Annotated in this window: 23 protein-coding genes and 1 riboswitch; of the genes, 12 read left to right on the forward strand and 11 right to left on the reverse strand. The window is 58.3% G+C overall.

Annotation, left to right across the window (positions count from 1 at the left end; translation table 11 throughout):
* Positions 1-253: 253 nt before the first annotated feature.
* A complete protein-coding gene (locus HZS81_RS13495) occupies positions 254-1,489 on the reverse strand; it encodes a D-amino acid dehydrogenase (protein ID WP_179931093.1) in 1,236 nt (411 codons plus the stop codon).
* A 152-nt stretch (positions 1,490-1,641) separates the two neighbouring features.
* Positions 1,642-1,741, reverse strand: a riboswitch (glycine riboswitch).
* Between the two features lie 65 nt (positions 1,742-1,806).
* On the opposite strand from HZS81_RS13495, the gene HZS81_RS13500 reads away from it, so the two are divergent.
* On the forward strand, positions 1,807-2,100 hold the full coding sequence (locus tag HZS81_RS13500) for a hypothetical protein (RefSeq protein WP_179931161.1): 294 nt from the start codon (positions 1,807-1,809) through the stop codon (positions 2,098-2,100).
* A 23-nt stretch (positions 2,101-2,123) separates the two neighbouring features.
* Here HZS81_RS13500 and HZS81_RS13505 read toward each other — a convergent pair whose 3' ends face one another.
* Positions 2,124-2,687, reverse strand: coding sequence for a gamma-glutamylcyclotransferase (locus tag HZS81_RS13505; protein WP_179931094.1), 564 nt, complete (start codon positions 2,685-2,687; stop codon positions 2,124-2,126).
* Between the two features lie 91 nt (positions 2,688-2,778).
* On the opposite strand from HZS81_RS13505, the gene HZS81_RS13510 reads away from it, so the two are divergent.
* The gene (locus HZS81_RS13510) at positions 2,779-3,633 is read left to right on the forward strand and encodes a sirohydrochlorin chelatase (RefSeq protein WP_179931095.1); all 855 of its coding nucleotides are present in this window, start codon (positions 2,779-2,781) and stop codon (positions 3,631-3,633) included.
* On the opposite strand, the gene HZS81_RS13515 is transcribed toward HZS81_RS13510, so the two are convergent.
* Complete coding sequence (locus HZS81_RS13515; RefSeq protein WP_179931096.1) at positions 3,623-4,231, reverse strand: cell division protein ZipA C-terminal FtsZ-binding domain-containing protein; 609 nt, start codon at positions 4,229-4,231, stop codon at positions 3,623-3,625. The two genes, HZS81_RS13510 and HZS81_RS13515, sit on opposite strands and share 11 nt — an antisense overlap.
* 146 nt (positions 4,232-4,377) lie before the next feature.
* Positions 4,378-5,496: an alkene reductase gene (locus HZS81_RS13520; RefSeq protein WP_179931097.1), complete on the reverse strand. Its 1,119-nt coding sequence runs from the start codon at positions 5,494-5,496 to the stop codon at positions 4,378-4,380.
* Between the two features lie 335 nt (positions 5,497-5,831).
* Between HZS81_RS13520 and HZS81_RS13525 the strand changes: the two genes are divergently transcribed.
* Positions 5,832-7,568, forward strand: coding sequence for a methyl-accepting chemotaxis protein (locus tag HZS81_RS13525; RefSeq protein WP_179931098.1), 1,737 nt, complete (start codon positions 5,832-5,834; stop codon positions 7,566-7,568).
* 96 nt (positions 7,569-7,664) lie between these two features.
* On the opposite strand, the gene HZS81_RS13530 is transcribed toward HZS81_RS13525, so the two are convergent.
* Positions 7,665-8,306, reverse strand: coding sequence for a transglycosylase SLT domain-containing protein (locus HZS81_RS13530; protein WP_179931099.1), 642 nt, complete (start codon positions 8,304-8,306; stop codon positions 7,665-7,667).
* Positions 8,307-8,359: 53 nt separating this feature from the next.
* Positions 8,360-8,803: a copper chaperone PCu(A)C gene (locus HZS81_RS13535; RefSeq protein ID WP_179931100.1), complete on the reverse strand. Its 444-nt coding sequence runs from the start codon at positions 8,801-8,803 to the stop codon at positions 8,360-8,362.
* On the opposite strand from HZS81_RS13535, the gene HZS81_RS13540 reads away from it, so the two are divergent.
* The 3 genes from HZS81_RS13540 (at position 8,802) to HZS81_RS13550 (ending at position 12,507) form a co-directional block, all read left to right on the forward strand.
* Positions 8,802-8,939 (forward strand): hypothetical protein, encoded by a 138-nt coding sequence (locus HZS81_RS13540; protein ID WP_179931101.1) that lies wholly within the window; start codon positions 8,802-8,804, stop codon positions 8,937-8,939. The two genes, HZS81_RS13535 and HZS81_RS13540, sit on opposite strands and share 2 nt — an antisense overlap.
* A gap of 30 nt (positions 8,940-8,969) precedes the next feature.
* Positions 8,970-9,272, forward strand: coding sequence for a heme-degrading protein HmuQ (hmuQ, locus tag HZS81_RS13545; RefSeq protein WP_179931102.1), 303 nt, complete (start codon positions 8,970-8,972; stop codon positions 9,270-9,272).
* Between the two features lie 175 nt (positions 9,273-9,447).
* Positions 9,448-12,507, forward strand: coding sequence for a bifunctional diguanylate cyclase/phosphodiesterase (locus HZS81_RS13550; protein WP_241697504.1), 3,060 nt, complete (start codon positions 9,448-9,450; stop codon positions 12,505-12,507).
* On the opposite strand, the gene HZS81_RS13555 is transcribed toward HZS81_RS13550, so the two are convergent.
* The 5 genes from HZS81_RS13555 to HZS81_RS13575 form a co-directional block, all read right to left on the reverse strand.
* Positions 12,482-13,537 (reverse strand): GTP-binding protein, encoded by a 1,056-nt coding sequence (locus tag HZS81_RS13555; RefSeq protein WP_179931103.1) that lies wholly within the window; start codon positions 13,535-13,537, stop codon positions 12,482-12,484. The two genes, HZS81_RS13550 and HZS81_RS13555, sit on opposite strands and share 26 nt — an antisense overlap.
* Before the next feature lie 2 nt (positions 13,538-13,539).
* On the reverse strand, positions 13,540-14,547 hold the full coding sequence (gene moaA / locus HZS81_RS13560; RefSeq protein WP_179931104.1) for a GTP 3',8-cyclase MoaA: 1,008 nt from the start codon (positions 14,545-14,547) through the stop codon (positions 13,540-13,542).
* 111 nt (positions 14,548-14,658) lie between these two features.
* Positions 14,659-15,915, reverse strand: a complete 1,257-nt coding sequence (gene moeA, locus HZS81_RS13565) for a molybdopterin molybdotransferase MoeA (RefSeq protein ID WP_179931105.1) — start codon at positions 15,913-15,915, stop codon at positions 14,659-14,661.
* Positions 15,912-16,511: a molybdenum cofactor guanylyltransferase MobA gene (mobA, locus tag HZS81_RS13570; RefSeq protein WP_179931106.1), complete on the reverse strand. Its 600-nt coding sequence runs from the start codon at positions 16,509-16,511 to the stop codon at positions 15,912-15,914. The genes moeA and mobA overlap by 4 nt, the downstream gene beginning before the upstream one ends.
* Positions 16,508-17,410, reverse strand: coding sequence for a formate dehydrogenase accessory sulfurtransferase FdhD (locus HZS81_RS13575; RefSeq protein ID WP_179931107.1), 903 nt, complete (start codon positions 17,408-17,410; stop codon positions 16,508-16,510). The genes mobA and HZS81_RS13575 overlap by 4 nt, the downstream gene beginning before the upstream one ends.
* Before the next feature lie 123 nt (positions 17,411-17,533).
* On the opposite strand from HZS81_RS13575, the gene HZS81_RS13580 reads away from it, so the two are divergent.
* The 6 genes from HZS81_RS13580 to HZS81_RS13605 all read left to right on the forward strand — a co-directional run bounded on the left by HZS81_RS13580 (position 17,534) and on the right by HZS81_RS13605 (position 24,289).
* Positions 17,534-17,974, forward strand: a complete 441-nt coding sequence (locus HZS81_RS13580) for a DUF3305 domain-containing protein (RefSeq protein WP_179931108.1) — start codon at positions 17,534-17,536, stop codon at positions 17,972-17,974.
* Positions 17,971-18,606, forward strand: a complete 636-nt coding sequence (locus HZS81_RS13585; protein WP_179931109.1) for a DUF3306 domain-containing protein — start codon at positions 17,971-17,973, stop codon at positions 18,604-18,606. Before HZS81_RS13580 ends, HZS81_RS13585 begins: the two co-directional genes overlap by 4 nt.
* A gap of 121 nt (positions 18,607-18,727) precedes the next feature.
* Positions 18,728-20,470: a 4Fe-4S dicluster domain-containing protein gene (locus HZS81_RS13590; protein WP_179931110.1), complete on the forward strand. Its 1,743-nt coding sequence runs from the start codon at positions 18,728-18,730 to the stop codon at positions 20,468-20,470.
* Positions 20,471-20,473: 3 nt separating this feature from the next.
* A complete protein-coding gene (locus tag HZS81_RS13595; RefSeq protein ID WP_179931111.1) occupies positions 20,474-21,133 on the forward strand; it encodes a TorD/DmsD family molecular chaperone in 660 nt (219 codons plus the stop codon).
* A 79-nt stretch (positions 21,134-21,212) separates the two neighbouring features.
* Positions 21,213-21,413, forward strand: coding sequence for a twin-arginine translocation pathway signal (locus HZS81_RS13600; RefSeq protein ID WP_179931112.1), 201 nt, complete (start codon positions 21,213-21,215; stop codon positions 21,411-21,413).
* A gap of 23 nt (positions 21,414-21,436) precedes the next feature.
* Positions 21,437-24,289, forward strand: coding sequence for a formate dehydrogenase subunit alpha (locus HZS81_RS13605; protein WP_179931113.1), 2,853 nt, complete (start codon positions 21,437-21,439; stop codon positions 24,287-24,289).
* Positions 24,290-24,325: the final 36 nt, after the last annotated feature.

Below are 24,325 nucleotides of genomic sequence, written 5' to 3' on the forward strand. Positions count from 1 at the left end.
GGTGTACGTCAGTGTTTGCGTTGTATTGCTGTTGTTGTAAAAGCATTCTACGTTACTCAGTTACCGAATGTGAATCAAGGCCGCGATGCTAGGCAATGACCTCGGCGCGCTATCCGCAAAGAACGCTACCAGGAGAGCATAAACCAAACGTTAAGTTAAATGAGTGACAGCGCGCTAGCGGGGTAGTTGTTTGGTCTGGTGGTGTTTGCAAGTAAAAAAGCGTGAAGCAACCATAGGCGCGAATGGCGCTTTTTTACCGCGCACCGTTTTCCACCGCATCGGCCAGCAGCTCGGCGGTAATGGCTGAAAGCGTCCAGCCGAGGTGCCCGTGGCCGGTGTTATAGAATACGGTCGGCCGCTTTCCGCTTCCCACGCGGGGCATCATGTTCGGCAGCATCGGCCGCAACCCAGCCCACGGCACCACCCGGCGGGTGCTGACGTCGGGGAAGCATTCCTCCACCCAGCGAATCAGCGGACGAATACGGTCGTCACGGATATCGCGATTGAAGCCGTTGAACTCTGCGGTACCTGCCACGCGAAAACGGTCGTCCCCTAAGCGGCTGGTGACGAGCTTGGTTTCATCGTCTAGCAGGCTGACCGTCGGCGCGCCCCGCTGTGACGTCGGGTCATCGAGTTGGACGGTGATCGAGTAGCCTTTGACGGGATAAATATTGACTCGGTCGCCGAGCTTGGCCGCCAGCGCGCGGCTGCCAATCCCCGCGCAGACTACGAGGCCATCAAAGGTTTGGCGCACGGGCTCGCCGTCGGCGTCGGCGGTGACCCAGGCGCTGCTGGCATCGGCGCCGATATCTTGCACGCTATGGCCGAAGTTCAGGGTGGCGCCGCGTCGCTCGGTGGCTTTGGCGAGCCCGTGGGTGAATTTATGAATATCGCCGGTGGCGTCACTATCGGTGAAGAAGCCACCGTAGTAGCTTCCTGCCAGCGTCGGCTCGATGGCGCGTATTTCCTCCTGCGTGACCGCGCGGCGCTCAAGTCCGCCTTTCGCCAGTAGCTTGGAGACATTGGCGGCGTGTTCAAAACCGGCTTTGTCGCGATAAATATGCAAAATGCCTTTGCGCTTCAAGTCGAAGTCGATGGCTTCGTCGTCGGCCCACTGAAACAGGTGCTCGCGCGCGGCGATGGCAAGCCGTGCCGTTTCGCTCGTGTTTTCGGCGTAGCGCGGAATTGAGCGAATAAACTCGGCGAACCAGCTCAGTTTGTGCCAGGAAGGGCGCGGGTTAACTAGCAGCGGCGCGTCGCGGCGTAGCATCCAGCGCATGCCTTTGGTCACCGTTGGCCAGTGGTTCCACACTTCGGCATTGGAGGCAGAGAGCTGCCCGCCATTGGCAAAGGAGGTCTCCATGGCGGCATAGCGGTTTTTTTCGAATACGGTTACATCAAAGCCGCGCTTGATCAGGCTATACGCGGTGGTAATACCGGTGATACCGCCGCCGATGACGGCGATATGGCGGGGGGAAGCGGGTAGCATGTTGTCTCTCCGGGGAGGTTAGGCGTCAGGGAAATACACGCTGAATCTGCGTGTGCCCCTTCCGTCTATAACCTGAGAGATTCACAAGCGGTTGGCTTGTTTGCTCCTTCGGTGGGCTGAATGACGCTGACACAGCCGCTCTTCGGAACGTGATCGCGCAAGCGGTCCGGGGGCCTGAGAGTTTCCGGGGCGGTTGCTCCTTCGGCGCTGCCAAGAAGTGAGGGTCGGGGCAGTCTCTCCCGCAAGTGCGTAAATCATGCTAGCGTGCATTGATACCGCGTAAGGGAAATATTGTGCAATCCACCAAAGGTCTAACGATGCAGGCAAACGGTTTTTTTCAGGGAATCGGCGAAGCCGTTGGCGAAGCGATTCACGCGGTTGTCACCTTTTTGCTCTCGGTGTTTACCAACTTCTTCGACGCCTTTGAGGCGTTTATCGACGGCCTGGCGCGTTCGCTGGGCATCAGCCCGTCTTTTTTCAGTATTTTGGTGCTCGTGATGGGTCTGTGGATTTTGTGGGGAGGGCTACGCGCGCTGTTTCGCGGTGCACTGATCGGTGGGATTGTGCGTACTGTCTTGGGTCTTTTCGTGCTTGGCTGGCTGCTGATGTAGGTACCATTGGAGGCTCGGCATGTTTACGCTGGCGGCATTAGGCGATTCGCTAAGGCAAAGGTATGTGGGTCGTCGACGTCGAGTTCACGCAGGGCGCAAGCGAGGTTGAGCAGGTATTCACGGTTGGCGCCGCTTGGGCCGTGGGCGCGATCAATCTGGGCAGCGATGGCATCAAGCGGCGCGTCGCCAAGGTAAGCAGGGTTCTCTTCGGTTGCGAGATAAACCAGCCCTTCCGCGTGCTTGCCATCGTCAAAGGTGAGCGTGGTGATTTCGCGTAAATAGCCGTTTTTTTCACGGATATCCAACGGCTTGAGCGTTTCTCCCGTGATACGGTAGGCCATGCCGTGGCACACCGCATCGGGTGAAGCGACTAACGTCGCCACGCGGCCGGGTGCCTCAGGCGTGCCACGGTGGTCGTGCGATCCCTGCCAAAAGCGCCGCTCCCAGCCGCAGATAAACGCACGGCGACGCTCAAGAAAGGGGAAATCCGCTTTCCAAATTAGCGAGCCGTAGCCAAATAGCCAAACAGATTCGTCGTCGCCCACGCGCTGGCGCTGTTGGTTAAGCGCGCTGGTATCGAGCAGCATGAAACACTCCCAGGGGTTTGTCTTGCGTGTTTAGCGTGAGAAAAAAGCAAACTCGTATTGTATCAGCGTCAATGGAAAAGAGGGCCGTGCGATGCGCGCGATTTTTCTTACCGATAACGGTTCACTGCGGCCGCAGGCCACATTCAACCTGCGCCGTATCGCGGGGGAGCTTAGCGAGACGTGCGGCGAGCCCGTGCAGGCGGCGTCACTTTTGCACGCCAATAAAATTCCCGCCGAGCAGCTTGACGGTGAGCCGGCGGTTACGCTTGGGCCTCTCGCTGAACGCGCCGCCGAACAGGGCGCTAGCGACATTGTCATCGTGCCGTTTTTCTTCGGCCCCAGCCGGGCGCTGACCGATTACCTGCCGCAGCGCATGGGCGAGCTGCAGGCCCGCTTTCCGCATGTTGCTGTGCGCGTGGCCAAGCCGCTGGTCGATGAGCGCGCGCCTGTGGGTTTGCGCCTTGCGCAGTTGCTCGCCGATAATGTGCGTGAGCGCATCACTCCGGGCATACAGCCGAAAGTGGTGCTGGTGGATCACGGCAGCCCGATTCCGGAAGTAACGGCGGTACGCAACCGCTTGGCGGGGCAGTTGAGCGTGCTGCTGGCAGAGGAAGCCGCGTGCGTGTGCGCTGCCTCTATGGAGCGTCGTGAAGGCGAGGCTTATCGTTTCAACGAGCCGCTTTTGGAGCACTTGCTGGCAGAGCCGTCGTTTCATCATGGCGAGGTAGTGCTGGCCATGCTGTTTCTCTCACCCGGGCGCCATGCCGGCGAGGGCGGCGATATTGCCACGATTTGTGCGGCAGCCGAGCAAGCGCATTCCGGGTTGCGCGTGGTGCCAACGCGCCTGGTGGGTGAGCATGATGGGATTACCGCGATACTCGCCTCACGCCTTGAGGCGGTGGATGCAAAAGATGTGCTGCTAGCTTTGCCGCCGCTTAGCCGATAATGCGCGCGTAGGTCTCTTCGCTGGCAGGTTCGCGTTCGCCGTCGAGCATGTCGCCTTCAAAAATTTTGCCCATCTCTTTGGCGAGTTCCACGTACACCACCACTTGCTGGTTGCGGCGCTTACGTAGCGGCGGCTTGACCAGCAGGCTAATGCCCTTGATCGGCTGGTGGACCTCGCCGCTGATTAGGTCGGGCATTTCCCCGGGCGGAAAGGCGTTGGCAATCGTGATGGGGTTGGAGGGCTGTTCGCCGTCAATATGAAAAACTTTTTTTACCGGGTCGAACGTGGCCTGTTTCTCTTTAAGCCATTCGGCCAGGCGTTGGTCGGTCGCTTCGTCAGGTTGGGAGAAGATAACGAACAGTGAGTGCTGCTTGCCTTTGGGGGGCCGCTTAGCAGCTTTACTGCTATCGCCTTCCTGGGAGGGGGCGCTATCGGAGGCAGGCGTTTTGCGCGGTGCGGCGGTTTTGTCGCGATCAGCGGCAGCCGCTTTGCGGCGACTGCGTCTACTCGGCATTGCCATGTAAACGAGCAGGGCTATCGCCGCGATGCCTAAAACCAGTGAGGCGAGCGCTAGCGCAGCCACTAACGAGTTGTCCATCGGCGTCTCCTTAAAGTACGTGGGCGGCAACGATGCTGTAATTCCCTATGCAGCATCGGGTTATTGGTAGATTATCAGGAGAAAACCTGATGTAGGGAGTAAAAAAGCACCACGTGTGTGGTGCTTTTTGGCTTAGCGCGACAGAATCACTCGAAGCGATCATAACCGTTATGCATAAACGGGTAGTCGGTGTACCCCGTCTCATCGCCGCCGTAGAAGGTTGTGTGATCCGGTTCGTTAAGCTTGGCGCCCACGCGGAATCGCTCGGCGAGATCCGGATTGGCAATGTAGGGGCGACCAAATGCCACGGCGTCAGCGGTGTTTTCCTCCAGGCGCTGGATGGCGCTGTCAGCATCGTATTTGCCGCAATAAATGATGCTGCCCTTAAAGCACTTGCGCAGCTGCTCGCGAAATCCCTCGGGGAAGGTAATGTCACCGCCAGCCCAGTTAGGCTCGTTAAGGTGAATATACGCCAAACCGCGTTTAGAGAGCTGTTCTGCTAAGTAGAAGGCCATCTCCTTGGGCTCGTCGTCGGTCAGGCCGAAAAGCTCGATAAAGGGCGTTAAACGAATGCCCACACGGTCGGCACCAAAGACTTCCGCGACCGCATCAACCACTTCCAACGGTAAGCGCGCGCGGTTTTCAACCGAGCCGCCGTACTGATCGGTGCGCTTATTGCTTCCGGTGGCGAGGAACTGATTGAGCAAGTACGCGTTGGCGGCGTGGACTTCCACCATATCAAAGCCAGCGCGCTTGGCGCGTATGGCGGCCTGACGGTAATCCTCAACGAGGCCGGGGATCTCATCAGTCTCAAGTGCGCGCGGCGTGCTGGTGGGGTGCTGCCCTGCGGTGCCATCCTCAAACTCGACAAAACACTGCGCGCCTTCGCCTTTTAGGGCGGTGGGGGCCACGGGCTGTTGGCCATCGGGCTGAACCATCTCGTGGGAGACGCGGCCTACGTGCCATAGCTGCAGCGCGATGCGCCCTCCCTTGGCGTGTACCGCGTCGATGACGCCTTTCCAGCCGGCTTCTTGCGCATTGGTCCAGATGCCTGGCGTGTAAACGTAGCCGCGAGCGGTGGGGGAAATGTTGGTTGCTTCGCTAATGATTAAGCCAGCAGCAGCGCGTTGGCCGTAGTAGGCTTGCTGCATCTTACCGGGAATGCTGTTGGGCGTACGTGCGCGGGTTAGCGGCGCCATAATTACCCGATTGGGAAGGCTCAAACTTCCGAGTTGAAGTGGGCTAAGTAACGCGTTATGCGGCATGCAATCGCTCCTATGGGTTAGCGCGTATGCGCTGAGGGTATAAAAGTATCAACACCATAGACGTATTGACGATAATCGCCAAGGTGCTTGGAATAAGGGGTTGGTATGAGGTGCTTGCAATAGTAGAGCGCTGCTACCCAAGGCGTATGACGTTTTGCGTATCGCTTTAGTAAGCTGGCAGGGCAAAATCATGAGGTCCGTTGATATGTATCAAGCAAGCGGATGCAATGTGTTCTGCAAAAAACGTACAATGCTTAATAACAACGTATTAGATTAAACGAGTCGAAAGGCTGAGTGACCACCCCATCGCCGCACTATCGGCACGAGGAGTATAAATGCGCGTAACAATCAAGGCGCGTCTGATCACTGTGATCGGCGTGATGCTGGTATTGATGTTGTTGATTGGTGCCATGGGCTTTAATGGCATGATGTCATCCAACCGCTCAGTCGATAACATTTATCAAAATAACCTCCGTAATACCCAGCGTATTTCCGCCCTAAATGAACACGCCAAAGACATGATCATGGAGTTAGCGCTGGCGGGGCAGCACGACCCGATTCTTCCAGTGAGCGACCTACACAATCACGAAGTGCAGATGCACATGGACAATATCGTGATGAATCTGTCAGAGGTCGATTCTCATTGGCAGGAGTTGACAGAAAATGAGCTGTCGCCAGAAGCACAAGCGATTGCCGATCAGTTCATGGTCGATTATCGCCAACTACTGGGCTCTATCGCGCCCGTTATGCCGATGTACTCCGCCGGCAATTACGAGGCTGCGAACGAAAAAGCCTTTACCGAGGCGCTGCCCGCTTACCGTCAAATGGACAAAACCCTCACCGAGCTCATAGAGCTTGAGGAGCAAGAAGCGCAGGCTGAGTACCGCAACGCTGAGTCGCAAGCAAACTTCATGCGCAACCTGATGATTGCGGCGCTGATCGTGGCCGTTATCTTGGGCAGCATTATGGGGTGGCTGCTAATACGGCGTATTACCGAGTCGCTCGCATTGGCTCGCCGGCACTTCCACGCCATGGCGGAGGGGGATCTGACCCGTTCGATCAGCTCCTCACACCGCGATGAGATCGGCGATATGCTGATGGAGCTTGGAGATATGCAGACCAAGTTGCACTCGTTGATTGGCGATATTAAATCCTCCGCGGATGCTATCTCTACCGCTTCCTCGCAAATCTCCACGGGCAATATAGATCTCTCGCAGCGTACCGAACAGCAGGCCTCTAGCCTGCAAGAAACGGCAGCGAGCATGGAACAGGTCGCTGCGACGGTGAAGAACAACACCCAGCATACCGGCGAGGCGAACCAGCTGGCTCACACCGCCAGCACCTCAGCAAGCCAGGGCGGCGAGAAGGTCACTCAAGCGGTGGGCAAGATGCACGAGCTGACTCAAAGCTCGGAGAAGATCAGCGGCATTGTCTCTATGATCGATGGGATTGCCTTTCAGACCAATATTCTGGCGCTTAACGCCTCGGTAGAGGCCGCCCGTGCCGGTGAGCAGGGCCGTGGCTTTGCCGTGGTCGCCCAGGAGGTGCGCAGCCTGGCGCAGCGTAGTGCCGATGCGGCGAAGCAGATCCAAGAGTTGATCGTGGAAAACGATGAGATCGTCACGCAGGGAAGCACGGTGGTTGAAGACGTGGGTGACTCCATGAAGCAGATCGTTACCAACATCGGCAAGGTGTCTGACTTGATGGAAGAGGTGAGCCAGGCGTCCAACGAGCAGAGCTCTGCCATTGAGCAGATGAATACTGCAATAAACCAAATGGACGATGTCACCCAACAAAACGCTGCTCTGGTGGAGCAAACGGCGAATGCGTCGGCCTCGATGGAAGATCAGGCGCGTGACCTGTCCAATGCCGTGGCGTTCTTTAAATTAAGCAGTACCGAATCACGCCCTAGCCTAGCTCAGCCGTCATCTAATAGCGCAATGAAGCGCCCCGCGCTGGGCAGCAGCCAAGCAAGCACATCTTCTCACTCGGAAGAAACGCCCCGCTCGCAACCCAAGCCCAAGCAGCAACGTGTCACGCAAAATGACGATGATGATTGGGAAACGTTCTAAAGGTTGTTTTAGTGTGACGCGCTAATCGCAAAACGCCGCTGGTTACGTCATGGTAGCCAGCGGCGTTTTGCTGTGCGGAGTTCTGTTTCGCTTCCATTAGTCTTTACGACAAAATGGCCAGACTTGATAAAACTTGCGGCACTGAAACTCCGCTTCACAATTGGCTAGCTGCGAGCGGTAGCGGTTGGCACGGCTCGCGACTTGGCGCGCGGCACGTTGTACTGCTGGCTTGGCGCGATAGCTGCCGCGTTGATAGCCGCCGGCGCCTTCGTGGTAGGCGAGATAAAGGTGCTCGGGGTTATGGAGCGAAATACCCGTTTGCGCGCGGGTACGGGTGTTGTACCAGCCGATAAAATCGGTGGCGTGCTTCATGTGCGTGCGCCTAGCGAAAAGGCTGCCGGCTTGGTCGCGGTACTCCCCCCAGACCGGGTCTTGGGCTTGGGCGTATCCTTTGGCCGATGATGGGCGCGGGCCGGGAATAAAGCCGAGATAACGTTTGCGCGGCGGACGAACGTGGCTGCGAAACGACGATTCCTGCTGGATAAAAGCCATTTGCGTCTCGATCGGTGTGCCCCACGACGCTTCAGAATCGCGCGCGTAGTCGTACCAGCTGGGCTGTTCGCGGAAAATTTCGCAGATATTGCTTTGGTCCTGCGGTGGGGCGGGCGCAAAGGCGGCGCAGCCCGAGAGCAAAAACATCAGCACCAGCGCAGTGGCAAAAGGCGTTTGTTGGGTCATGGTGACTCCCTTGCGAGTATAAATGTGTCTCGGGCATGGCCTTAACTGCTTACTTAGTGGCTCATCGGCATGATCGGTCGCACGGGGGCGGTTATGTCGAGCGTTTCGCCGTTATCAAACGTGAGCGTTAGCGCCACCTTATCACCTTCGCTCACAGCGCCTTCCAGGCCGATCATCATCAGGTGCAGCCCGCCGGGGGCGAGGGTGACGTCACCATTTGCCGGTACGTCAATGTGCTCGATTTGGCGCATCTGCATAACGCCGTCGACATCCACGTGATTGTGCATTTCGGTGTGGGCAGTGAGCTCGTTATCCGCATTGATTAAGCGAACCGGCGAGTCGCTTGTGTTGTGTAGTGTCATGAAGGCAGCGGTCGTGGGGGAGCCAGGAGGCACTTCGCGCACAAAAGGGTCGAGCGCGGTAATAGCGTCAGCGTGTGCGGCGGTGGTCAGTAGCAGGGCGCTGGTCGCCGCGGTAAGAAGTATCGATTTCAGCATGAGTCGGCCTCGCGTGATGATGGATAACACCACGGGCATCATACAAGGTTTTCTTACGCCACCGCCAAGCGTGCGACACCGCGTCCAGTTGAGCGTGCTGGCCTATTTGCAAACGCGTTCGATCACGGTAGCGTAGGTGAGACTCAATAATGAAGAGGACAAAGCTATGTATATCGCCATGAACCGTTTTCGTATTGCGCCTGGTCGTGAAGAGGACTTTCTCAACGTCTGGCGCAACCGCGACAGCCATCTTGAAGAAGTGCCCGGGTTTAAGCAGTTTCAGATGCTGCAGGGCGAAAAGCAGGACGATTACACGGTGTTTATCTCGCACAGTGTTTGGGAGTCCGAAGAAGCGTTTCGCGCCTGGACAAAATCTGACGCGTTTCGCAAAGCACACGCCAACGCCAGAGCGCCGGAAGGCATCTACCTTGGCCCGCCGCAGTTTGAGGGCTATCAGGTGGTGCTGTAGAAGCGGTTATCATCCCTAGCCGTTTATGACCCATAGATGAACGCTAAACATCCAATAAATGATGTGTGTCAATTATATGCATAAATAATGCGCAAAAACCCCTTAAAAGCTGTGCTAAATCAGGCATCCTTAGGAGCCCAAGATCCCCAATAATGACGATAAGGTACTCGGCGCTATGCCAGATTCCCCTGAAGCACTGGCGTCTGAATCGCGCTTATATTCACGCTTACGGGTCAATGCCTTTACGCTTTATATGCTAGCGCTGATCGCGATGGCGGTAATTTTTACCTGGATTTTGAGTGATCAATACCGCCAAGAGATTGATGCGGCGCATGAGCGCAACTCAACGCGAGCCGATCTGGTCGCTGAGTGGGTGAATAGCACCTTCGCGTTAAGTGAACATGCGCTGAGGGATATTGCAGAGCTTTTAGAGCCGCCGCTTTTACCGCGCGTGGACGACTACTCCTCCCTGGAAAGTCTGTTGATCAAGCGCCGCGATAGTCTGCCGCTGGTAAATGAACTTGCCGTGATCGACGAGCAGGGCAGTGTCGTGGTCAGCTCGAACGCCTCTCACCCGCCGGGGTTTGATGTCAGCGGCATGCCGTTTTTCCGTGAGTTTCAACAACACCCGCAGCGTGACGACTACGTGTCGCCCCTTTTGTGGTCAGCGGTTGAAAGTGACTATCTTATTTTTCATGTGCGCCGGTTACGCGGCTTAGAAGGCGGCTTTGATGGCCTAGTGGTCGCACGCATTGCCCCGCAGCGATTTGATGACACCTTGCAGCGCTTAACGATGCGCCTGGGTGAGAGCATGGCGATCATCGATAGCGAGGGAAAACTGCTGGCTCGTCGTCCTGATGGCGAGGAGGTGCTCGGTGGAGTGGTCACGAATGATGAAGTCGAGCGTTTTCTCGCCAGTAACGTAGGCACGCAGGCGGTGCGTATGCAGTCGCCGGTGGATGGCGAAGAGCGCCTTTACTGGTTGCAACGCTTGGACACCTTGCCCTTCGCGGTTGTGGTGGGGGATAGCATTGATGCGCTGCTAGCACCCTGGCGCCAGCGGTTGATGATTTTGTGTGTGATTGCCGCGGCGATGGCGCTGCTGGGTATCTGGTTCGTGCGTCACTACCTTCACCGGTTGCAGCTATCGCAGCAGCTGCACCAGCGGGTGCTGGAGCGTGAAGAGGCCCGCACGCAGGCGCAGATGCGCGAAGCACGCTTAGAAGCGCTGGTGCACTCGATTCAGGATATGATTTTTGTCTTCGATGAGTATGGCTGCTTTACCTATATTCACGCATTGAACGACGAGCAGCTGCTTCACCCCCAAAACGAGGTCATCGGCCGCCATTACAGCGAAGTGTTACCCGATGATGTTGTTCAGGCGCTTACGGGCACCTTCTATCGCGTACAGCATAACCGCGAGTCACAAGAGCTTGAGTATTCGCTGCAGATCAACGGGCAACGGCGCTACTACCACGCCATTTTAAGCCCGCTGGCCGACGGGATCGGCATCTTTAACGGCGTGCTGGCCGCCGTGCGCGATGTGACCCAAGCCAAAATCAATGAAGCGGAATTGCGCATTGCCGCGACCGCGTTCAAGACGCATCTGGGGATGATTATCACCGATGCGCGCGGGCGCATTCTTAAGGTCAACGACACCTTTACCCAAATCACCGGCTACAAAGAGTACGAGGTGCTGGGTAAGAACCCGCGGATCTTTAGCTCTGGCCGCCACGACCGCGAGTTTTATCACAAAATGTGGTCAGAGGTTGCCTACACCGGTAGCTGGGAAGGCGAGATTTGGAACCGGCGCAAAAACGGCCAAGTCTTTCCCGAGTGGCTGACGATCAGCGCCGTTCGCGATGAAAAGGAGTGCCTGACGCATTACGTCGCCACGCTGAACGACATCACCGAAAGCAAAGCCGCCGAGCAGGAAATTCATCAGTTGGCGTTTTATGACCCGCTTACCGGGCTTGCCAATCGGCGTTTGTTCCTTGATCGCATGGCAGCTGCCCTCAAAGATAGCGAGCGTCATGCGCAGCACGGTGTGCTGTTGTTTATTGACCTGGATAACTTCAAGCAGGTGAACGATACCCTAGGGCATTATGCTGGCGACCAGCTGTTGCAAAACATGGCGCGCGAGCTGTCTCAAATGCTGCGTGATAGCGATACCCTAGCGCGCCTGGGCGGCGACGAATTCGCCGTGCTGATTCAAGCGCTGGACCGTGATGTGGAACAAGCCGCTCAGTTGGCAGAGGGCATTGCGTTGAAGCTGCTCACGGCAATTCGACGCCCAATCGATGTGAATAATGAAACGGTACTGGTGACCGGCAGTATCGGTATTACGCTGTTGGATGACAGTGTGAATAGCGTCGATGGCTACTTGCAGCAGGCAGATATGGCGCTTTTTCAGGCCAAAGAAGCCGGACGAGATACGTTAAGTTTCTTCGATCCCAATATGCAGGCCGCGCTAGTATCGCGGGCACGGCTTGAGAAGGATCTGCGCCAAGCCTTGGATAATGATGAGTGGCGGTTGGTGTATCAACCGCAAGTGGATATCGACAGCATGATCACCGGCGTGGAAGCCCTGCTGCGATGGCATCACCCCGAGCGCGGTATCGTCTCGCCGGGGGATTTCATTCCGCTATTAGAAAGTACTCGGTTGATTAACGACGTGGGGGGCTGGGTGTTAGAAACCGCCTGCAAACAGCTGGCCGAGTGGCAACATCGCCCGGATACAGCGCACCTCACTGTGTCGGTGAACATTAGCCCGGTGCAGTTCCGCGAAGACAATTTCGTCCCCAAGGTGAAATCGATATTGCGCCGCACTGGTGCGCCAGCGGATAAATTAAAGCTTGAAGTGACCGAGACGCTGTTTGTCGAGGCGCAGGATGATACCCGCCGCAAAATGGAACATCTGCGCTCGCAAGGCCTGCACTTCTCTCTCGATGATTTTGGCACGGGGTATTCATCGCTTGCCTACCTAGCGCACTTGCCGCTTGATCAACTCAAAATCGACCAGAGCTTTGTGCGCCAGGTGCTTGATAGCCCTGCTAACGCCGCGATTGTGGAGAGTACCATCGTGTTGGCGAAGAGTTTGGGGCTTTCGGTGATTGCCGAAGGCGTGGAAACCAAAGCGCACCAAAACTGGCTAGCACGCCACGGTTGCTATGCCTTCCAGGGCTTTTTGTTTGGCCGGCCAGTAGCGGTCAGTGAGATTGAGTCGATATTGTAGCGCAGGCGTTGAGCCGCGCTAAAAGCGGCTCAACCGCGATCATCTCTGCGCTGGGGTGAATCACCTCTAGACGTGAATCCTGCCGCCATGGCGTGCTTTCCAGCTGAAAGGTACCGCCTGAGCGATTCAACCGTTTCCAGCCGTTGTCGGTGTGAAATACGCCTTTGATGCGCGCATCCAAGGGGAGTTCACCTAGCGTGGCCGCCAGCCGGTCGAGATCAAAGCACGTGCCTGGGTGCCAGCGCATCCCGATGCTGGTGTACCCCAGCGATGTGCCGACCTCTACCTGCGGCTTTCCAAGCGCAGGCGGGAAATCAAAAAAACCGCCGTCTACGCTTGGCACGGTACTCGAGTCAGTACTTGAGACGGTACTTGATACAGCGCCTACCTGATGCGCGTCGGGTACCGCGCCGCTTTTCGCCTCGCTGGCACGGCTTTCCAGCAATAGCGAGATCGGCAGTTCACCGTGGGGCGCGTCGCGCACCCATTTGCGCGGCGGCCAATGCGCGCCGGCATGTTGGTGGGCGGCGTCGATCTGCTCGGCGCTGCTGTGGTCATGCATGGTAATGGCAATGGCGTCGGCAATGGCGAGTTGGTCTTGAAAGGTTTCATGTTCGCGGGCGCGCGGCTCATCCAAGCGGCGCGGGTCGAGCGTGGCGATAATATCGCGCACTTCAAGCGAATCAATGAACGCCTCGCTGCGCAGCAGATCGATCAACCCTGCCGGGTGGCCAAGGCCCGAGGGTTCAATAATCAGCCGATCAGGCTGGGTGCGTGAGAGTAGGCTAACAAGCCCCGCTTGCAGCACAAAAGCCAGCTGGCAGCACAGGCAACCGCCGGGCAATCCCTTCACCGCCACGTCATTGCGCTGCTCAAACATCGCTTGGTCGATGCCGATCTGGCCGAATTCGTTGACCAGAATTGCCCACGTTTCATCCACAGGCTTCTGCGCAACCAGGCTGTGGATAAGCGTGCTTTTGCCGCTACCCAGAAAGCCGGTAATGATATGCACCGGCACGCGTTGTGCCACGTTTAACCCCCGGTCATGTTCATAAAACGCACGACTTGCACGTCGCCGTCGGTGGTGAAGTGATGGCGCTCGGGCTTTTTCGGCAGCGCATTGACGATGGCCATTTTAAGCGCATCCATATCGCCCGGGTGGCGGCGCAGCACGGCGCGCAGGTCCACCGAGTGCTCATTGCCTAAGCACAGCAAAAGCCGCCCTTCAACGGTAACGCGTACGCGGTTGCAGCTTGAGCAGAAGTTATGGCTATGCGGCGAGATAAACCCGATGCGCGAGTCGCTGTCGGCCATTTTGAAGTAGCGCGACGGCCCGGGCGTGGCTTCGGTGGTGGGCATGAGCGGGTAGCGGCGTTCGATGTGCGCCTGCACCTCGTCGCTGGAGCAGTAGGTTTCATCGCGGTTGTGGTCGGAAACATCACCAAGCGGCATTTCCTCGATAAAGCTGATATCGAGCCCCTCGTCGCGGGAAAAATCCACCAAATCCAGGATTTCGTCGTCGTTGCGGCCTTTGAGAATGACGGCATTGAGTTTGATGCGCTCAAAGCCGGCTTCTTTTGCGGCCTGGATACCGTCGATTACTTTGGCTAGCTCACCGGTACGCGTCAGGCGTTTGAAACGGCCGGGATCGAGCGAATCGAGGCTGATGTTTAAACGTGTTAAGCCGCCTTGGCGCAGGCGCTTGGCATGTTTGCGCAGGCTGGCGCCGTTGGTGGTCATGGTGAAGTCGTTAAGCCCCGGCAGCGTGCCGATTTCATCGACTAACTGCTCGACGCCGCGACGCACCAGCGGCTCGCCGCCGGTCAAGCGGATCTTCTCCACGCCCATCTCGGTGAACGCGCGGGCCACCATACCCATCTCTTCTAGGGTGAGCACTTGCGCGCGCGGGAGAAAGGTCATTTCCTCGCTCATGCAGTAAACGCAGCGAAAATCGCAACGGTCGGTGACCGATAGCCGAACGTAGTTTACCCGGCGGCCAAAGCTGTCGATGAGTTGTTGTGTTTTTACCTGCTCTGTCATGGTTAATCGAGCCTCTTCTCTTTATGCCGTTCGTTCCGAGTTGCTACCGTTCGCGCTGTGCGTGTCGAAGAGAGTTTGCCGGAGGGGGTGAACACAGGCGGCTTTATCTATCTACGCTATCAGCGGTTGAATGGTGACTGCCTCGCCCGGGGCGGCACCTTCGCGCTCATCGGGCAGCTCAATCAGGCAGTTAGCGGCAACCATCGAGGTTAAAATGCCCGACCCCTGAGCGCCGGTGCTGCGTACGTGAAGTTGTCCCGCTTCGTCGCTATGGTAGACGCCGCGAATAAAGTCGCAGCGGTTTAGGCGACTTGAAAGCGGCTCATCGGTGACAGCGGTGAGCCGCATCGGCGGCGTCACCGGTTGGTGTTCTAAGCGCTGCAAAAGCGGCACGACAAACTGTAAGAAAGTGACCATAACCGCCACCGGGTTACCCGGCAATCCCACTAGAGGGGTACGCCTTTTGCCCAGTTGCCCGCAAGCGAGCGGTCTGCCGGGGCGAATCGCCACACGCCAAAACGCCAGCTGGCCGAGCGCTTGTAGCGCGTCGCGGGTAAAATCAGCCTGGCCGACGGAGACCCCGCCGCTGGTGAGCACGAGATCGCTCGTTTCTGCGGCGTGAGCTAGCGCCTCACGAATCGCGTCGGTGTCATCGGGCAAAATGCCGAGATCCACGACCTCGGCGCCATGCGCTTGCAGTAATCCGGTCAGGGTGAAGCGATTGGTGTCGTAAATCCCCGCAGCGGGAAGCGGATCGCCAGGGGCGGTCACTTCGTTACCGGTGGAAAATACCGCCACCCGTGGTCGACAGTAAACGCTCACTTCGGCACAGCCGAGCGAGGCGAGAAGCCCCAAGTGCGCCGCATCAAGCCGGGTGCCTTCGGAAAGCGCAATGGCGCCCTCTTGAATGTCTTCCCCGGCCTGGCGCACGTTTTGGCCACGCTTGACCCGCTCGGGGGCATCGATAATCACGTGACCGTCGTACTCGTCTAGCTGCTCGCGCATAATCACGGTGTCGGTGCCCGACGGTAGCGGCGCGCCGGTGGTGATCGTGACGCAGCGACCGGCTGGCACGCGGCCGTCAAAGCGCTCGCCAGCAAACACCGTGCCGGAAAGCGTCCAGCGGGTTTGCTCGGCGTTTTCCCAAGCCAGCGCCACGCCGTCCATGGCGGCGTTGGTATTTTGCGGCACGTTAATGGGCGCGTGTATCGCTTCCGCCAAACGCCGCCCGTGGGCGTGAGCAAGTGCGATTCGCTCGTTGCCCACTGGCGTTTCCACTAGCGTGGTAAGGGCCGCGCGGGCTTCGTCGACGCTTAGCATCTGCTCGCCGAGATCAAAGCACGAGAGCGTGGAAGGAGACAGTGTCATAAAGCGCCTTCCTTCAAGGCCGCTTCCAGGCGCGCTTTTTCTTCATCGGTATTCAAGTTGGCAAAGGCCGACGCGGCATCACTCATGTCGATGCGACACCAAGGATGTCGCGCGTACCAACGGTCGATTTTACGTTCGCCAGCCGCAAGCGCCGCATGCAGATCATCGGCGAGCTCGGTGCGGATCAGCGCGACCACGGGGTGCAGGCGCTCGCCGTCAAAGGCCACACCGATGTCGTTACCCTCGATGCCTTCAACCAGGCGCGCCACTAGATCCCGCGGCAGCGCCGGGGAGTCGCAGGGCGCGACGAGAAGCCACGGTGTTTTTGCCGCGCGCAAACCGCTGTAAATGCCCATCAGTGGGCCTTGAAAACCGCCCTCGGCGTCTTCGATGATGCGGTCGGCGTAAGGGCGGTAGGCGTCGATGTTACGGTTAGCGTTGATGAGTAGCTCCGCCACGTGGCCACGCAGGCGCAAGCTGACGTGCTCGACTAGCGGCGTGCCGGCAAACGGCTCTAGTCCTTTGTCGCGGCCGCCCATGCGGCGGCCCTCGCCCCCGGCGAGAATCATGCCGGTGATGTCGCTTGCAGGGATCATGAGCGGGCCTCCGTTGTGACGTCAGCGCCCGTAGCGACGGCGGGCGCTGAAAGCTCTTTTGAGCTGCGCTCTTTAGGCGGGCGCGGCGGAATGGCGTCGAGCGTCAGCCGACCCTCGGTGTTGAGCGCTTGAAAATTTTTGCCTTTGGCGCGGGCGATCAACATCACGCCGAAGCGCTCGGCAAGCTCGACGCCTTTTTGCGTTACGCCCGAACGCGATACCAACACGCTAATGCCCATTTGCGCGACTTTGAGCACCATCTCCGAGGTCAAACGCCCAGTGGTGTAGAAAATATCGGCGTTATCGCTTTTGGCTTCATGCAGCCATTGGCGACCGGCGAGGGTGTCCACGGCGTTGTGGCGGCCTACGTCTTCGACAAAATCGAGCACCTCGGCCTGGCGGCACAGCGCGCAGCCGTGAACGGCGCCGGCGCTGCGGTACGTTTCGTTGTAGGCGTTGAGGTTTTTCAGTAGCGCATAAAGCGTTGATTGCGACAGCGGCGTTTCCGGCAGTGCGCTCAGCGCGGTTTGATCGAGCAGCTTGCCAAACACCGTTCCCTGGCCGCAGCCAGTGGTCACAGTTCGTTGGCCTAAGCGTTCGTCAAGGTCGTCGGGCAAATGGCGTGTGGCGACGACCGCGGCTTCCACGTCCCAATCCACCTGGACGGCAATCAGATCTTCCGCTTGGCGCAAAAGCCCTTGATTGCGCAAGTAACCGACGACCAGCGCCTCCGGATCATCGCCGAGGCTCATCAGCGTAACGATTTCGCGCTTATTGAGGTACACCGTCAGCGCCCGCTCGGCGGCTATCGCCTGCTCGCGGGTATCGCCGTAGGCATCGAGCACCTGCACCTGCGTGGTGGCGGGTAAGCGGGCATGACTTAACGCAATCGCGGGCATCCAGCGTTCCTCGCTTGTTTTAATACTTGAGTAAAATTGTCGATATTGACGATGATGGCGCCCTGCGTGCTTACTTGTCTAGCCTAGCGTTTGATTTCACTTGCCGACGGGAGAGACAGCGTGATGTCTGACAATACAAGGCCGCTGAGCGTAACGCTTACGGCAGAAGAGAAGCAGGTGGGCAAGTTTCGCCTGCGCCAGTGGCGGATCGACTCGCTCACGCCTGGCGAGGAAGGCCCCTACACGCTGTGGTTGCAGCTGTCGATGACCGAGCGCGCCGCTTACCGCTTCAATCTTACCTCGCAAGCGCCGCGTTTATTTGTGCGTGCCGGGTTTACCGGGGAAGATCCCGCTCCTGACGCCGTCAGCGCGAGTCAAGATGTCGCCGCGAGCTGGATGGACGGCGAGCAGCAAGTGTTGGAAACGCCGATGCCGATGGCGATTCAAATGTGGATCGAAGGATATCTCGCCCGCCACGGAGAAGCACCGCCCGAAGGACGCAAGAAAAAGCGCAAAGGGGCTGGCCGAGCTAAAGAGCAGCCGACCAAGGAGAACCCACAATGAGCCGCTTTGAACGCTGGTCGCGGGCCAAGCGCGGGCTGCCCGTGGATGAGGTGTCTGATGAAGACGCGCCGACCGCTGAAACACCCTCGGTTGAGAAGGCGGTCAAGTCCGCAGAAAAAGCGCACCTTGATGAGTCTGAACACGTTCATCAGCTGGCAGAGGGCGACGGGGTAAGTGACGCGGCTGTCGACGCACACGATGCCGCCCAAGCGCCGCCGGAACCGGGAAGCTTGGATCACACCCTGCCCGACCCCGACACGTTAGCCGCGGGCAGTGATTTCAGCGCCTTTATGTCACCCGGGGTGAGCTCGGCGCTAAGGCGAAAAGCGTTGCGTCGGCTGTGGTCGACCGGTGATTACAACGTGCGCGATGGCCTCAACGATTACGATCATGATTTCAAAGCGCAAATGAAACCGATGGCCGCGGAGATGGCCGACAAAGTGCGCCAGTGGACCAAAAAAGTCGAAGATACGCTGGATGATAAACACGCGGATCGAGCGGACTCCGAGCCCGAGCCGGCAACAACCGAGCAATCTCCGGAAGACGACACGGCGACGGAATCGCAAGAGGATGCCGACGAAAACAACAGCGAGAATCACCCAAACGTTGAACAGCGTGATATTGGCAAGTAGGGCATTTTCGCCATACGCTAGGAAATACGATAAAGCCGACGTGATATCACCAACAGCTTATATTAAAATAGAAAAACATAATTCATAAATATAACAAGAAGACACCTGACCGTGAGAAAGCATGAACCAGCATATACAACTGGCGTCCATCGATGACGCGCGTAACGCCCAGGCGAAAGAGGCGGTGCGTCAGCGCATCTCCTGGCCGGTCAACCTAACGCCCGCGAATGTGACCTATCACAGTCGCGGCCATGCGCTGCTGCTTGGCAGTGAGCGCGATACCCGACAAGCCGCACGTGCCTTGCAGGGGCGTGGTCTGGCGTCATTGACGCTGGTTTTTACCACGCCTAACGCCGCCCAAGCGGACGAAACTCAAGCGGACGGAAAAAGTAGCGATGAAGATCTGCTCGCGGCCACCGAGACGCTCACCACCCAAGCGCTGACCCGCGCTCAAGCTGAAAAGCTGCGTATCAGCGGCCATCTGGGAGCCTTCAACGTAATACTCGATAGCGATGAGCCGCTTGATCTTGCCCGTGCGCTAATCGAGCGCGACGCGTTCGATATGATTCTCGATGTGACCCCCACGCCTTGCCTGCCGGTGGACTTGCCGCCGCCCGGTTACGTGGTGCTTGACTGGCAGCAAGCGGACGCACGTCGCGATGCGCTTGAGCAATTGACCGAACTGGTCGGCGAGTTCGACAAACCCCGCTATTTCCAAGTCAACAGCGACCTTTGTGCCCACTCGTCTAGCGGCAATGTTGGCTGCACGCGCTGTTTGGACGTTTGCCCCGCTGATGCGATTTCAAGCCACCAGGGGCGCATTGAATCGCAAATTGACATCGACCCTTTCCTTTGCCAAGGCGTGGGCAGTTGCACCAGCGCCTGCCCCACCGGGGCGATTGAATTTCGTTTGCCCGAAACCCGGCGCCAGCAGGAAACGCTCTCGACGTGGCTTGCCGCGTATCGCGACGCTGGCGGTAGTGCGCCGGTGTTGCGCTTTGTGACCTACGACACGCTGGAGGCAGAACAGCAGGCGGGCACCAACATCGCCGGGCACGTGCTTGATGTGCCGCTTGAAGAATTAGGCGCTGCTGGGCACGACCAGTGGTTGACCGGGCTGGCTGTCGGGGCCGGCGAGATCCGCTTGCAGTATCACGCCAACATGCCCGCCAGGTTAACCGCGTTTCTCGACCAGCAAATCGCCCAGGCGCGCACGCTGCTCGAATCATTGGGGCTAGACGCTGATCGTATTCAGCCGCTTGCGGCAGATGACACTCAGGCGCAAAGCGCGATGCCCAAGCATCTACCCCTCACCGATGAGCCGCTCACGCTTAACGCTCCGGAAAAGCGCGCCCGTTTGAATCAAGTGCTGGCCCGTTTGGCAGCGCTAGGCGAGCCAAGTGGCGAGCGTCACGACATGCCGAGCGGCGCGGCCTATGGCGCTATCAACGTCGATAGCAACGCCTGCACCCTGTGCATGGCGTGCGTGAGCAATTGTCCGACACCGGCGCTCAAAGCCGGGACCGACCAACCGGCGCTTAGCTTTCTGGAAGCGGATTGCGTGCAGTGTGGCCTGTGCGACGCGGCATGCCCAGAAAACGCCATTACGCTTGACCCCGGCTTTTTTGCCGCGCCCGAGCGTGCTGTGCGGCACGTTTGCCACGAAGAAGCCGCGTTTGCATGCATTTCCTGCGGCAAGCCGTTCGCCACGGTGAGCACCGTTGCCACGATCAAAGAGAAGCTGGCGAATCACCCCTATTTTGCCGGTGACGCCATGGCGCGCCTCGAAATGTGCGAAGACTGCCGGGTAAAAGACGTGTGGCAGACCTTGGCCCGTGACCCCAACGCGCAACTGAAGGTGTAAGCGATGAGCGACGAGACGCCGTTATCCCACAGCACTCTCTACAACACCCTGCCTGAAGAGCGCGCCCTCAGGGCCGATATCTATGCGCTTATTGCCGCGCTTTTGCGTCAGGCACCCGAAGCTGAGCTGCTCGAATGGCTGGCCGCGCTTGAGATTGAGCGTGATGGCACTCGCCTGGCGGCCGCTTGGCAAGGCTTGGCCGATGCCGCCGCAGTGGCAACGCCCGAGGCGCTTGAGCGCGCGCACTTTCGTCATTTGGTCGGCGTGATTCAGGGCGAGATCACGCCCTATGCGTCGTGGTACCGCCAAGGCGAACTGATGGAGACCGCGTTGGTTGAGTTGCGCCAAGATTTGAAAACGCTCGGCATTGAGCGCAGTGAACATACCCGCGACCCGGAGGATCACTTGGCGGCGCTTTGCGAAGTCATGGCCATGCTGATCCAGGCGGATATGAACGAAACCGACGAGCGCGAGCAGGCCACGTTTTTTGTCCGTCACGTAGCGCCTTGGGCGGCTGACTGTTGGGGCGATCTGGCACGAGTGGATACCCCTTTTTATGCGGCGCTTGGCGAGGTAGGCAGTGCTTTTATGGAGAGCGAGCAGGCGCGGCTGCGCGCCGTAGCAAGTGAGGCGCCGGTGCGCATCGTTGAACCGCAACCTTAGCGTCTTGACAGATAACATCTAACATTAAGCACATAAAAGGCCTATCTAATAAAAAACTAGCATGAAAGAGGAGAGCCCCATGCAAACATCACACAATCCCGAGCGCCGCCGGTTCATGAGAACCGTGGGTCTAGGCACCGCTGCTGCCGGTGCCGCCGCCGCAGTGGGGAATGTCACCCTGGTCAATGCCGACGCCCCTGCCAAAGAGCGCGATAAAGCATCGGTTAACTACCGTGAAACCGACCATATCCGAGCCTTCTACGCGACGCTGCGTGACTGACGGCCAACGCCAGGAGAATTGCCATGCGTTTAACTCGCAAAACAACCGCCTCTAAAGCGAGCGGTCTGGGCATCAGCCGCCGCCAGTTCTTAAAGCGTAGTGGGGCAGCCACCGGTGGCGTTGCTGCGGCCGGCTTTATGGGCGCGCCGATGATGCAGCGCGCCGAATCGGCGGATAAAACGCCGGTACTGGATTCGCCGGTGGAAACCAAGCGAACGGTTTGCTCGCACTGCTCGGTGGGCTGTGGCGTGTACGCCGAGGTGCAGGAAGGTATCTGGACCAAGCAAGAACCCGCATTTGATCACCCGATTAACCGCGGCGCCCACTGCGCCAAGGGTGCTTCCTTGCGCCAGCACGGCCACTCCAGCCGTCGTTTGAAATACCCGATGAAGCTGGTCGGAGGCGAATGGCAGCGCATGAGTTGGGACGATGCCATCGAAGAGATCGGTAATAAGGTGCTGGAGCTCTCTGAACAGTACAGTCCGGATAGCATTTACTGGCTCGGCTCGGCCAAGTTCAATAACGAGCAGGCGTATTTGTTGCGCAAGTTCGCTGCCCTCGCCGGTACCAACAACACCGACCACCAGGCGCGTATTTGCCACTCCACGACCGTCGCCGGTGTGGCCAATACCTGGGGTTACGGGGCGATGACCAACTCGCTCAACGATATTCAAAACTCAAAGTCGATCATGTTTATCGGCTCTAACCCCAGCGAAGCCCACCCGGTAGCCATGCAGCATATTTTGCTCGCCAAGGAGCGCAGCAACGCTGAGATCATCGTCGTCGACCCCCGCTTTACCCGCACGGCGGCTAAGGCGGATAAGTTTGTGCGCCTACGCCCCGGTTCTGACGTCGCCTTTATCTGGGGGCTGTTGTGGCACATTTTTGAGAACGGCTGGGAAGATAGCGAATACATTAATCAGCGTGTCTACGCCCTCGACGAAGTGCGCGCTGAAGTGGCGAACTTCACGCCGTCGGAAGTCGAGCGCATTACCGGCGTACCCGAAGAGGCGATGTATGACACAGCCAAGCGGCTAGCGGATAACCGCCCCGGCTGTATCGTTTGGTGCATGGGCGGTACCCAGCACACCACCGGCAATAACAACACCCGCGCTTACTGCATCCTGGAGCTGGCGTTGGGTAATATCGGTAAATCCGGTGGCGGTGCCAACATCTTCCGCGGCCACGATAACGTGCAAGGCGCGACTGATTTGGGCCTGATGTCCCACTCGCTGCCCGGCTACTACGGCCTCTCCGAAGGTGCCTGGAAACACTGGGGGCGCGTTTGGGGTTTGGACTACGAGTGGCTACAAAGCCGCTTCGATGACACCGAATACGTTGACGGCAAGCCGATGCACTCGAGTGGCATTACGGTCTCGCGTTGGATCGATGGGGTGCTGGAAGAAGACGAAAACATCTCACAGCGTTCCAAGCTAAAAGCGATGTTCTACTGGGGGCACGCGGTTAACTCGCAAACCCGCGGACCAGAAATGCAACAGGCGATGAAGCAGCTGGAAATGATGGTCATCGTCGACCCGTACCCCACGGTGGCCGGTGTTATGCACGACCGCACCGACGGCGTTTATCTGCTGCCCGCAGCAACGCAGTTTGAAACCACCGGCAGCGTGACGGCGACCAACCGCTCAATTCAGTGGCGCGATAAGGTCATTGAGCCGCTCTTTGAGTCCAAGCCCGACCACGAGATCATGTATCTGTTGTCGCAGAAGTTAGGCTTTGCCGAGGAGCTATTTAAAAACATCCGGGTGGAAAACAATGAGCCGCTGATTGAAGACATCACCCGCGAATTCAACGCCGGTATGTGGACCGTGGGCTACACCGGCCAAAGCCCAGAGCGTTTGAAAGAGCACCAGAAAAACTGGCATACCTTCAGCTTCCATAGCCTGCAGGCGCAAGGCGGCCCGGCTGACGGTGACTACTACGGTTTGCCGTGGCCGTGCTGGGGTACGGCTGAAATGGGCCACCCCGGAACGCCGATTCTCTACGACACAAGCAAGTCGGTAGCTGAAGGTGGTTTGACCTTCCGTGCTCGTTTTGGCGTTGAGCGCGATGGGGAAAATATCCTGGCGGATGGTTCCTTTAGCGCAGGCTCTGACATCGAGGACGGCTATCCCGAGTTTAATGCGCAGATGCTTCAAGATCTGGGCTGGTGGGATGATTTGACCGATGCCGAGAAAACTGCGGCTGAGGGCAAAAACTGGAAGACCGATCTTTCCGGCGGCATTCAGCGTGTGGCCATCGACCATGGTTGTGCGCCGTTTGGTAACGCCAAGGCGCGTTGCAACGTCTGGACCTTCCCCGACCCGATTCCGAAGCATCGCGAGCCGCTTTATACCAGCCGCCGCGACTTGGTCGAAGATTACCCCACGTGGGACGACGTGGCCTCGCATTACCGCCTGCCGACACTCTACCAGAGCATCCAGGAGAACGATGTCACCGACCGCTATCCGATCATTCTGACCTCGGGTCGTTTGGTGGAATACGAAGGCGGCGGTGAAGAGACGCGTTCCATGTCGTGGCTCGCCGAGCTGCAGCAGGAGATGTTCGTCGAGATCAACCCGGCACTGGCTAACGATATCGGCATCCTCGATGGCGATATGGTGTGGGTTGAAGGGGCTGAAGGCGGCCGCGTGAAAGTGAAAGCGCTGGTGACGCCGCGTGTCGCGCGGGAAGTTGTCTTTATGCCGTTCCACTTTGGCGGCATGTTCCAAGGCGAAAGCCTGCACGACCGTTATCCCGACGGTACAGCGCCCTATGTGCTAGGGGAGGCGGCTAACACCGCCACCACCTATGGCTACGACACCGTGACACAAATGCAGGAAACAAAATGCACCCTGTGTCGTATTGAGCTCGCCTAAGTCCAGACCTGACGCACCGACGGCGCGGTAGCCATT

Source organism: Vreelandella salicampi, assembly GCF_013415105.1.
GTDB lineage: Bacteria > Pseudomonadota > Gammaproteobacteria > Pseudomonadales > Halomonadaceae > Vreelandella > Vreelandella salicampi.

Coding starts and splice junctions, on each gene's coding strand:
- HZS81_RS13495 (WP_179931093.1), bottom strand. CDS start 1,489: ATGCTACCCGCTTCCCCCCGCCATATCGCCGTCATCGGCGGCGGTATC.
- HZS81_RS13500 (WP_179931161.1), top strand. CDS start 1,807: ATGCAGGCAAACGGTTTTTTTCAGGGAATCGGCGAAGCCGTTGGCGAA.
- HZS81_RS13505 (WP_179931094.1), bottom strand. CDS start 2,687: ATGCTGCTCGATACCAGCGCGCTTAACCAACAGCGCCAGCGCGTGGGC.
- HZS81_RS13510 (WP_179931095.1), top strand. CDS start 2,779: ATGCGCGCGATTTTTCTTACCGATAACGGTTCACTGCGGCCGCAGGCC.
- HZS81_RS13515 (WP_179931096.1), bottom strand. CDS start 4,231: ATGGACAACTCGTTAGTGGCTGCGCTAGCGCTCGCCTCACTGGTTTTA.
- HZS81_RS13520 (WP_179931097.1), bottom strand. CDS start 5,496: ATGCCGCATAACGCGTTACTTAGCCCACTTCAACTCGGAAGTTTGAGC.
- HZS81_RS13525 (WP_179931098.1), top strand. CDS start 5,832: ATGCGCGTAACAATCAAGGCGCGTCTGATCACTGTGATCGGCGTGATG.
- HZS81_RS13530 (WP_179931099.1), bottom strand. CDS start 8,306: ATGACCCAACAAACGCCTTTTGCCACTGCGCTGGTGCTGATGTTTTTG.
- HZS81_RS13540 (WP_179931101.1), top strand. CDS start 8,802: ATGAGTCGGCCTCGCGTGATGATGGATAACACCACGGGCATCATACAA.
- HZS81_RS13535 (WP_179931100.1), bottom strand. CDS start 8,803: ATGCTGAAATCGATACTTCTTACCGCGGCGACCAGCGCCCTGCTACTG.
- hmuQ (WP_179931102.1), top strand. CDS start 8,970: ATGTATATCGCCATGAACCGTTTTCGTATTGCGCCTGGTCGTGAAGAG.
- HZS81_RS13550 (WP_241697504.1), top strand. CDS start 9,448: ATGCCAGATTCCCCTGAAGCACTGGCGTCTGAATCGCGCTTATATTCA.
- moaA (WP_179931104.1), bottom strand. CDS start 14,547: ATGACAGAGCAGGTAAAAACACAACAACTCATCGACAGCTTTGGCCGC.
- moeA (WP_179931105.1), bottom strand. CDS start 15,915: ATGACACTGTCTCCTTCCACGCTCTCGTGCTTTGATCTCGGCGAGCAG.
- mobA (WP_179931106.1), bottom strand. CDS start 16,511: ATGATCCCTGCAAGCGACATCACCGGCATGATTCTCGCCGGGGGCGAG.
- HZS81_RS13575 (WP_179931107.1), bottom strand. CDS start 17,410: ATGCCCGCGATTGCGTTAAGTCATGCCCGCTTACCCGCCACCACGCAG.
- HZS81_RS13580 (WP_179931108.1), top strand. CDS start 17,534: ATGTCTGACAATACAAGGCCGCTGAGCGTAACGCTTACGGCAGAAGAG.
- HZS81_RS13585 (WP_179931109.1), top strand. CDS start 17,971: ATGAGCCGCTTTGAACGCTGGTCGCGGGCCAAGCGCGGGCTGCCCGTG.
- HZS81_RS13590 (WP_179931110.1), top strand. CDS start 18,728: ATGAACCAGCATATACAACTGGCGTCCATCGATGACGCGCGTAACGCC.
- HZS81_RS13595 (WP_179931111.1), top strand. CDS start 20,474: ATGAGCGACGAGACGCCGTTATCCCACAGCACTCTCTACAACACCCTG.
- HZS81_RS13600 (WP_179931112.1), top strand. CDS start 21,213: ATGCAAACATCACACAATCCCGAGCGCCGCCGGTTCATGAGAACCGTG.
- HZS81_RS13605 (WP_179931113.1), top strand. CDS start 21,437: ATGCGTTTAACTCGCAAAACAACCGCCTCTAAAGCGAGCGGTCTGGGC.